This window comes from Flavobacterium sp., from assembly GCF_030146175.1.
Lineage (GTDB): Bacteria > Bacteroidota > Bacteroidia > Flavobacteriales > Flavobacteriaceae > Flavobacterium.
The window spans coordinates 1-9773 of record NZ_JASLCE010000095.1; the positions used below are offsets into that span (position 1 = coordinate 1).

Annotated in this window: 8 protein-coding genes, 1 pseudogene and 1 CRISPR repeat array; of the genes and pseudogenes, 4 read left to right on the forward strand and 5 right to left on the reverse strand. The window is 40.1% G+C overall.

The window, feature by feature from the left end; translation table 11 throughout:
- From cas1 to Q1R07_RS10960, 3 genes are all read left to right on the forward strand, one after another.
- Nucleotides 1-665, forward strand: a 665-nt coding sequence (cas1, locus tag Q1R07_RS10950; protein ID WP_300489898.1) for a type II CRISPR-associated endonuclease Cas1, incomplete at its 5' end; no start/stop codon positions are given.
- Nucleotides 662-1000 (forward strand): CRISPR-associated endonuclease Cas2, encoded by a 339-nt coding sequence (cas2, locus tag Q1R07_RS10955; protein WP_300489900.1) that lies wholly within the window; start codon nucleotides 662-664, stop codon nucleotides 998-1000. The genes cas1 and cas2, both read left to right, overlap by 4 nt.
- 106 nt (nucleotides 1001-1106) lie before the next feature.
- Nucleotides 1107-2035: a CRISPR direct-repeat array (repeat unit 36 nt; unit sequence CGATAAAACTACAAAAATTTGAAAGGAATTCACAAC).
- Nucleotides 2036-2190: 155 nt separating this feature from the next.
- Complete coding sequence (locus Q1R07_RS10960) at nucleotides 2191-2436, forward strand: hypothetical protein (RefSeq protein ID WP_300489903.1); 246 nt, start codon at nucleotides 2191-2193, stop codon at nucleotides 2434-2436.
- 166 nt (nucleotides 2437-2602) lie between these two features.
- Here the strand turns inward: Q1R07_RS10960 and Q1R07_RS10965 are convergent, their stop codons facing one another.
- The 5 genes from Q1R07_RS10965 to thrA all read right to left on the reverse strand — a co-directional run bounded on the left by Q1R07_RS10965 (nucleotide 2603) and on the right by thrA (nucleotide 9254).
- A complete protein-coding gene (locus Q1R07_RS10965; RefSeq protein ID WP_300489905.1) occupies nucleotides 2603-3319 on the reverse strand; it encodes a YebC/PmpR family DNA-binding transcriptional regulator in 717 nt (238 codons plus the stop codon).
- Nucleotides 3320-3428: 109 nt separating this feature from the next.
- Nucleotides 3429-4511: a glycine cleavage system aminomethyltransferase GcvT gene (gene gcvT, locus Q1R07_RS10970; RefSeq protein WP_300489907.1), complete on the reverse strand. Its 1083-nt coding sequence runs from the start codon at nucleotides 4509-4511 to the stop codon at nucleotides 3429-3431.
- 63 nt (nucleotides 4512-4574) lie between these two features.
- A complete protein-coding gene (gene thrC, locus Q1R07_RS10975; RefSeq protein WP_300489910.1) occupies nucleotides 4575-5864 on the reverse strand; it encodes a threonine synthase in 1290 nt (429 codons plus the stop codon).
- Nucleotides 5865-5874: 10 nt separating this feature from the next.
- Complete coding sequence (locus Q1R07_RS10980; protein ID WP_300489913.1) at nucleotides 5875-6801, reverse strand: homoserine kinase; 927 nt, start codon at nucleotides 6799-6801, stop codon at nucleotides 5875-5877.
- A gap of 11 nt (nucleotides 6802-6812) precedes the next feature.
- Nucleotides 6813-9254 carry a bifunctional aspartate kinase/homoserine dehydrogenase I gene (thrA, locus tag Q1R07_RS10985; RefSeq protein ID WP_300489916.1) on the reverse strand — a complete coding sequence of 814 codons (2442 nt, stop codon included), beginning with the start codon at nucleotides 9252-9254 and terminating at the stop codon, nucleotides 6813-6815.
- Between the two features lie 325 nt (nucleotides 9255-9579).
- On the opposite strand from thrA, the pseudogene Q1R07_RS10990 reads away from it, so the two are divergent.
- Nucleotides 9580-9773: pseudogene (locus Q1R07_RS10990) on the forward strand (NAD(P)H-hydrate dehydratase); the annotation flags it as partial.

Consider the following 9773-nt stretch of genomic DNA (forward strand, 5'->3'; position numbering starts at 1 on the left):
CTTTGGGATTGATGTTACCGATAAGTGGGCATGTGGAACATTCGGAACGATTAAAGCACCAGATTACGATTTCGGAGCCTTTGCGAAAACAGCTTTGGAAGCAAACAGTTGAATCTAAAATTTTTCAGCAAAAAGAACTTTTACGAAAATTAAAGTTACCGCACGATACATTAAGTAAATATATGAATGAGGTTAAATCGGGAGATAGTACAAATATGGAAGGAATTGCGGCACAATATTACTGGAGTCAGTTGTTTGATAATTTTTTACGGGAACGAAAAGGAGAGGCTCCTAATAATTTTTTAAATTTTGGATATGCTATTTTAAGAAGCATGGTGGCACGTGCTTTGGTGTGTAGCGGTTTACATCCTACTATTGGAATTTTTCACAGAAATAAGTACAATGCATATTGTCTTGCAGACGATATAATGGAGCCTTACCGACCTTATGTAGACGAGATGGTTTGGGAATGGATGGCTAATCCAATAGCAACACATGAATTGGATAAGAATGCTAAATCCCATTTATTACAATTGGCGACACGAGATGTTTACATCAATGGTTTACAGCGACCATTAATGACAGCGCTAAGCATTACGACGAGTTCATTATGCCGCTGTTATATGGGAGTAAGTAGAGTGATTCATTACCCTATTTTTAGATGAGTTTTAGCCGTTTTAATGCCTATCGGATTATGTGGATTATGGTGTTTTTTGATTTGCCAACCGAAACGAAAAAACAGCGAAGTGTTGCTTCTAAATTTCGTAAAGCATTGTTGGACGACGGATTTAATATGTTTCAGTTTTCGATCTATTTACGACATTGTCCAAGTAAAGAGAATGTAGAAGTTCATATCAAAAGAATAAAAAAAAGTTTACCCAATGAAGGAAAGGTAGGTATTTTGTCGATTACCGATAAGCAATTTGAGCAAATGGAATTATTTTTTGCTAAAAAGGAAACGGAATTACCAAGTATCCCACAACAATTGGAACTGTTCTAATAGAAATAAAAAAATGCCTTGATAATTCATTTTATCAGGCATTTTTTATTGTTTTTTATTCTGTATATTATATCAAAATCCTTGTATTTACAAGGCTTCCAAAGAGGTTGGAATCGTATTCGATAAAACTACAAAAATTTGAAAGGAATTCACAACCTTTCTCAATAACTATAAAATTTCTACGCGGTTGGAATCGTATTCGATAAAACTACAAAAATTTGAAAGGAATTCACAACGAAACTGAAGAAGAGCCGTCAAAAGACACTGTTGGAATCGTATTCGATAAAACTACAAAAATTTGAAAGGAATTCACAACGAAAACCAAGCATATATAAAAGAAATTATCGTTGGAATCGTATTCGATAAAACTACAAAAATTTGAAAGGAATTCACAACAGTTAATTGTGATAACAGCCGATTGTGGGGGGTGGAATCGTATTCGATAAAACTACAAAAATTTGAAAGGAATTCACAACATCCAAACGAGCGCGAAAAAATATTTGCCGGTTGGAATCGTATTCGATAAAACTACAAAAATTTGAAAGGAATTCACAACAATGAGTTATAATTTTACGCCATGAACCAGGTTGGAATCGTATTCGATAAAACTACAAAAATTTGAAAGGAATTCACAACAATTCCTGATCAAATGAATTCCTATATAATGTTGGAATCGTATTCGATAAAACTACAAAAATTTGAAAGGAATTCACAACGAGTTGGCGCGGCCTCAATCGCGGGTTTTGGTTGGAATCGTATTCGATAAAACTACAAAAATTTGAAAGGAATTCTCAACTGTAAATCGAGGCGCTCATTAAATTCATAAGTTGGAATCGTATTCGATAAAACTACAAAAAAATGAAAGGAATTCACAACAAAGCGGTTTCAAGTTTTTTTTGAGAATAGTTGGAATTGTATCCGATAAAACTACAAAAATTTGAAAGGAATTCACAACCGCTCCTGCATGATCTTGCCGATGCGTTCGGTTGGAATTGTATCCGATAAATCTACAAAAATTTGAAAAGAATTCATTGCTTTACTAATAGATAGTTTCTACTATAAGTATTTTTTATTTTCACCCACCAAAGAGAATTTTTATTTTACTACATTCGTAATCGAAATAATCGGCTCGATGGAATAGAAGAGCAGATACAACCCAAAAACCAAACCACCAAAAACTACTATAAAAAATGGAACAAAAAGAACCAGGAGCCTTAACAAACGAAGAGCTATTACAGGAAATAAAAAAAATGAAAACCACCCGAATTTACGATGCCGGGATTATTGGTGCTTTAATAGGAGTAGCCTTTTATGGCACTGTTAAAGGTGGCTTTGGCATATTTACCTTTATTCCGCTTGTCTATATACCTATTGCTACAAAGAACAATAAAAAATACACTGCGTTAAAGGAACAGCTAAAAGAAAGAGGCTTATAATAAAAAACACCTGACCCGTTTTTAAAACGGGTCAGGTGTTTAATTCCGATCGCGCGGATTTACTTCGTCTGTTCGGCTAAAGCCTCGGGTTTAATCCGTGCGTTATATAAACAAAAAAACTACGACATTGCTATCGTAGTTTTTTTATGTAAAGTGTAGTGAAAGCTTATTCAGCCTCAACCATCGTATGGTATACGTTCATCACGTCGTCATCTTCTTCAATTTTTTCCAATAGTTTTTCCACATCCGCTACCTGATCGGCAGTAAGGGTTTTGGTTACTTGCGGAATACGGTCAAAACCAGACGAAAGGATCTCGATATTGCGGTTTTCCAATTCTTTCTGGATCGAACCAAAACTTTCGAATGGCGCATACATCATGATACCGTCTTCGTCGGCAAAGATTTCTTCCACACCAAAATCGATCATTTCCAATTCCAGTTCCTCTACATCCTGACCTTCAGCCGGGATTCGGAAATTACAAGTATGATCAAACATAAATTCAACGGAACCTTGTGTACCCATCGTACCGTTGCATTTGTTAAAATAGCTACGGATATTGGCTACAGTACGGTTGTTATTGTCGGTAGCCGTTTCGATCAAAATCGCGATTCCGTGGGGTGCATATCCTTCAAATAAAACCTCCTTATAGTTGGCCGTATCTTTATCGGATGCTTTTTTAATCGCACGCTCTACGTTATCTTTTGGCATGTTGGCCGCTTTGGCATTTTGCATCACCGCACGCAAGCGGGAGTTGGTTTCAGGGCTTGGTCCGCCTTCTTTAACCGCCATTACGATATCTTTTCCAATTCTGGTAAACGTTTTGGCCATTGCCGACCAACGTTTCATTTTTCTTGCTTTTCTAAATTCAAACGCTCTTCCCATAAGAGTTAATTGTATTTTGTTTATAGTTTTGTAAAAACAGCGTGCAAAAATAAAATTATTACTGCACTTTAACAAAAAAAGAGACTTTTTAAAGTCCCTTTTCCTGTGATTATTTTTTGTAAAATGGTAATTTAACCACTTTTGCAGCTACATCATTTTTTCGGATTCGAATCGCAATCTCGCTGTCAACTGCCGAAAAAGCAGTCGGTACATAGCCTAAACCAATACCTTTGTTTAGCGATGGTGACATGGTTCCGGAAGTTACAATACCGATTACATTTCCGTCTTTGTCTACGATTTCATAATCATGACGTGGAATACCTCTTTCGGTTAATTCGAACGCAACTAATTTTCGGGTAACGCCGGCTTCTTTTTGTGCTTTCAGATTTGCGGAATTCACAAACTCTTTGTCAAATTTAGTGATCCAACCCAATCCGGCTTCCAATGGCGACGTCGTATCGTTGATATCGTTTCCGTATAAGCAGAATCCCATTTCCAGACGTAAGGTATCACGAGCTGCCAATCCGATTGGTTTGATTCCGAATGCCGCTCCGGCTTCGAATATGTTGTTCCAGATGGTTTCGGCATCTTCATTTTTAAAATAGATTTCAAATCCGCCTGATCCGGTATAACCCGTAGCCGAAATGATCACGTCTTTTACACCGGCAAATTCGCCCATTTGGAACGAATAATACGGCATGTTAGCCAAATCGATTGCTGTTAACGATTGCATCGCTTCGGCTGCTTTTGGTCCCTGGATGGCTAATAGCGAATAGGCATCGGATGCATTTTCCATAGTCACACCCAAATCGTTGTGTTGTGAAATCCAGTTCCAGTCTTTTTCAATGTTGGAAGCGTTAACGACCAACAGGTAGTTGTTATCGGCAATTTTATAAATAATAAGATCGTCCACAATACCGCCTTCGTTATTTGGAAGACAGGAGTATTGAGCTTTTCCATCCACTAATTTAGAAGCGTCGTTAGACGTTACTTTTTGGATCAAAGCCAGGGCATTTTCGCCACGAAGGAAAAATTCACCCATATGGGATACATCAAAAACACCTACGCCGTTACGAACCGTTTCATGCTCAATGTTAACTCCTTCGTACTGAACAGGCATGTTATATCCTGCAAACGGAACCATTTTAGCTCCCAAACTTTCGTGAACGTGCGTTAATGCTGTATTTTTCATTTTGTGCTGTATATTTATTTTAGGCCGCTAATGTATTGATTTTTTACGGAGTGGCAAAGTGTTTTAGTGTCTGAGATAATCTTTCAGATCTTCATAATTTCGAATCAGAATACTTTGTTTTGGTTTGTCCATCATTTCTTGAAGGGATAGCGGAATGAGCAAGCCGTGGTTTAAATACGATTGAACGGTGTCAAGGAATTTAACCGGATGGGCCGTTTCGAGAAATAACCCGGTAGCATTGGGATATTCCGCTAACTTTTTCTGAAGTCCGAGGTAGCCAACAGCGCCATGCGGATCCATGATATACTGCACTTTTTGGAAAACCGATTCCATAGCGATTCGCGTTTCGATGTCACTAAACGTATAGGACGAGAAGTCCTTTTTTAGTTGCTCCCGGTCGCGGGCATACAATTCCTGTATACGGATAAAATTACTGGGATCGCTCACATCCATGGCATTCGAAACGGTACTGATGGTCGCTTTGGGTTGGTATATCCCATTGTCCAGATAGCGCGGTACGGTATCGTTGGCATTGGTGGCGGCAATAAAATGGGCGATCGGTAAGCCGAGTTGCTTGGCAAGCATTCCGGCACCAATATTTCCAAAGTTACCACTCGGACAGGAAACATAAAGTGGTTTTCCGGTGTCCTGGAGGACTTTATACGCAAAGAAAAAATAACACATCTGTGGTAACCAACGCGCCACATTGATCGAATTGGCCGAGGTTAGGTTTTTGGTTTTCAGATCGTTATCCTGAAATGCTTTTTTAACCATCGCCTGACAATCGTCAAATGAACCCTGAACTTCCAGTGCGCGGATGTTTTGTCCCAAAGTGGTTAATTGTGCTTCCTGGATCGGACTGACTTTCCCTTTGGGATAGAGTACCACCACATCGACATTTTTTACACCCAAAAAACCATTGGCCACAGCGCCTCCGGTATCGCCCGAAGTAGCAACAAGAATGGTTGTTCTGCGGTTGTTATCCCGGTTAAAATAGGCCAGACAACGCGACATAAAGCGCGCGCCAACATCCTTAAAGGCAAGTGTCGGTCCGTGGAAAAGTTCCAGGATATAAATATTCTTTTCTATCGGAACCACCGGAAAGTCAAACGAAAAGGTTTCGTCGATTATCTGCAGCAATTCATTTTCGGGAATGGCATCGCCTATAAATGGAGCCAGTACCATATAGGCGATATTTAGGTTGTCTGTTTTATTTAAAGTTGTAAAAAAAGAGGCGGGGAGCGGTGTTATTTGTTCCGGAAAATATAAACCTCCATCCGGGGCAATACTCTGTAAAACCGCTTCCCGAAACCCGACACGATGTTGTTTATTTGCAAGACTATAATAGTTCATAATACTGTTTTTAACCGTTAATTAATTGTACTCCCTGAATAGCAACCGGCGATACGTAAACTTCAAATGGTATTCCGGTTTCGGTATATTTTTGTTCCATTGCAAGAGCTACTTTATGAGCCATTTCAAGACCTTTATTTAAAGTAAAAACAGAAGGCCCTGATCCGGATATTCCGACGCCTAAAGCACCGTTTTGCAAGGCTGTTTCTTTGATCCGATCAAACCCGGGAATATAACCTGCCCGTAAAGGTTCAACGATCCGATCGTGTAGCGAACGGCGTATCAGCTCGTAATCGCTGGTATACAAACCGGCAATTAATCCACCCAGATTTCCCGATTGGGCAATGGCTTTTTTTAACGGAATTTCGGATGGCAATACAGCCCGCATTTCGGATGTTTTCAATTCGATCTGCGGATGAATAACGGTGGCATATAATTCGGACGGTACCGGTAAAGCTACCACATCCAATGGTTCGTAACCGCGAATAAGCGTAAAACCGCCTAAAAGTGCCGGAGCGACATTATCGGCGTGTTCGCAACCACTCGCTACAGCTTCTCCTTTCATGGCAAATGGAATAAGTTCCTTTGCGCTCAGCGGATTACCTAATAGCGCATTGATTCCAAAAACAGCTCCGGCAGCACTGGCGGCAGAACTGCCAATGCCACTTCCGGCCTTGATTTTTTTATGAATAACGATATCAAAACCACAATCGGGTTGTAGGGCTTCCAATAAAGCCATAGCAGCGACTCCGGCTACGTTTTGTGTGGCTTCCAGTGGTAAGTCGGCTCCGGTAATCCCAGTGATGCGGATACCTTTTTGGGTGGTTTGTGTCACGATCATTTCATCTCCGATGGTTTCGAGACATAAGCCCAATACATCGAACCCGCAGGATACATTGGCCACGGTTGCCGGGCAAAATAGGCGTATAGTTTTCATATTTATTCGTTTTAAATGTTTCCAATTCGTATGACATCTGCAAATAGTCCCGATGCAGTTACTGCGGCTCCGGCTCCGGCGCCTTTAATCTGCAACGGCTGTTCGGCGTAACGATCGGTATAAAACAAAACAATATTGTCTTTGCCTTCCAAATGGTAAAACGGATGTTCCTTTTGGATATATTGTAGTCCCACGCTGGCTTTTCCGTTTTCAAATCGGGCGACATATTTTAGACGACAGGATTGCTGTTCGGCTTTATTATATAAGGCTTCAAAATGGGAAGCATGTTGTTGTAGGGACTCAAAAAACGCAGCAGTTGATTCGGCTTCTAAAACAGGATCCGGTAAAAAAGAATCGTTTCCAATCGCGTCGATTTCCATCGGATAACCGCTTTCGCGAATCAGAATCAGGATTTTCCGCATCACATCGATACCACTCAGATCAAGCTTTGGATTGGGTTCTGTATAGCCCTCCTGTTGTGCCTGAAGTACAATATCGTGAAAGCTTTTTCCGGATTTAAAGTTGTTAAAGATAAAGTTTAAACTACCCGATAAAACCGCTTGAATCTGATGTACTTTATCACCCGATGCAATTAAGTTTTTTAAGGTGTCGATAATAGGCAATCCGGCACCGACATTTGTTTCGAACAGGAAAGGCGCATTGTATTTTTTGGATAGCTTTTTTAATTGCTCGTATTCGGAATATTCCGAGGAACAGGCAATTTTATTACAGGTAACCACGGCGATATTTTGAGAGAGGAAGCGTTTGTATAGCGAGGCTATTTTTTCGGAAGCGGTATTGTCAATAAAAATACTGTTCGGAAGATTTAATGCTTCAATCCGGTTTATAAAGTATTCCGGGTTGCTGTCTTCGCCCGATTCCAGTGCGGCTTTCCAGTTGTCGAGCGCGATACCATCCACATCAAAGTGCATTTTACGGGAATTGGAAATCCCAACAACGCGGAGGTTTAATCTCAGGTTATCCCGTAAATAGTCTGCTTGCTGATGGAGTTGTTCGAGTAATTTTCCACCCACATTGCCCACGCCACAAATAAAAAGATGCAACTGTTTGATATCATCTTCAAAAAAACATTCGTGCAGTACATTCAGTGCCTTGACAACGTCTTTTTTATCGATAACAGCCGAAATATTGCGTTCGGAAGCACCCTGAGCAATGGCGCGAACATTGACGTTGTTTCTTCCGAGTGTACTAAACATCTTACCGCTTAATCCCTGATGACTTTTCATGTTTTCGCCTACCAATGCAATAATGCTAAGGTTTTTTTCCAGATATACCGGTTTGATTTTTTGCAATCGGATTTCGTGTTGAAACAGCATATCAATTGCTTTTTTAGCGCGTTGTGCCTGTTCTTCCTGTATACCGATACAAATGGAATGCTCCGAAGAAGCCTGCGTAATAAATACGATATTAATTCCTTCGCGGGCAACGGCTCCGAACAGCTTTTCGGAAATTCCGGCCACGCCAATCAGCCCGGATCCTTCCAGTGTTAGCAGCGCAATGTTTTCGATATGACTGATCCCTTTTACGGGTTCGTTGTTGGAAACGCAATCCGAAGTGATATACGTTCCCGGTGCTTCCGAATCAAAAGTATTTTTGATATAAACCGGAATGTTTTTGTTGAGTACCGGCTGTAATGTAGGCGCATAAAGAACCTTGGCTCCAAAATGAGACAATTCCATGGCTTCTTTATAACTGATTTCGGCAATCGCACGCGCTTGTTTTACGAGCTTCGGATTGGCGGTATACATACCATTTACGTCGGTCCATATCTGTAACTCAAGTGCATCCAAAGAAGCCGCAATAACAGCCGCAGTATAATCGGAACCACCACGACCAAGAGTTGTAGTATGTCCATTAGGGGACTCGGCTATAAAACCGGGAAGTATGGTAATGTTGGCCTGGTTTTTATCGAAATAATACTGGATGGCATAATTGCTGGTTTCGAAATCAACAGCGGCGTTTCCAAATTGTTCGTTGGTTTTGATCAGTTCCCGACTGTCGCAATAGGCAACTTTACCGGCATCGGATTGTAATTTTGCAAATAGGATTCGGGATGAAAATAATTCTCCATAAGACAGGATGGCATCGTTCGTTTTTGCCGATAGTTCGCCCAATAAATAACAACCGTCTAAAAGGGAAGCAATAGTCACTAAGCCGGATTCGATATAGGATTGCAGTTCGCTATTATTCTGATCCGGAAGTAGTTTTTGTACGACTTCATAATGTCTTGTTTGAAGTTCGCTTAGAATATTTTTATAGTGATGATCACGGTTTTTAGCCCGGTTAATGGCCTCCGATAACGAATCGGTTACACCAGCCAAAGCCGATACAACCACTGCTTTTTTTCCGGGTATATTTTGCATTACTGCGATAGCCTTTTTGATATTCTGTTCGTTTGCGACAGAAGTACCTCCAAATTTTAATACTTTCATAGTACTATATGTTATAGCCTGTAACTGTTTGCAGTGAAAGGCGTAGGATTGAAAAATAAGAATAAAAATGGAGTCGTTTGAAAATAAACGACTTAGCGGTGTTAGTAAATAACACGCAACTACACTGGACTATATGAAATGATTATACCCCGGACGGGGTAGTTGTTGTTGTAGTGGTAACAATAGAAATGACAGCCGAAAAAGATTCGGTTGCTATAAGGAACTTATATTTTCTATTGTCTGTTAGCATTATTACAAATATAGGAGTTTTTGTTTAGAAAAAGCTTTTTTTGTAAATTTATAGAATGTCAAAAAAGGATAGTATATGGACAATCTGATAAAAGTCGATAAAAATATAGTGTTACAACGGTTTCATCCCATCGGTAAATTTTCGCATAAAGGGATACAGGGACATGCTTTGATCATCGGTGGAAGTTATGGTAAAATTGGCGCGCCTTGTTTGTCGGCTAAAGCCTGTTTAAAATCGGGTGCAGGACTGGTAACGGCCTATATTCACAA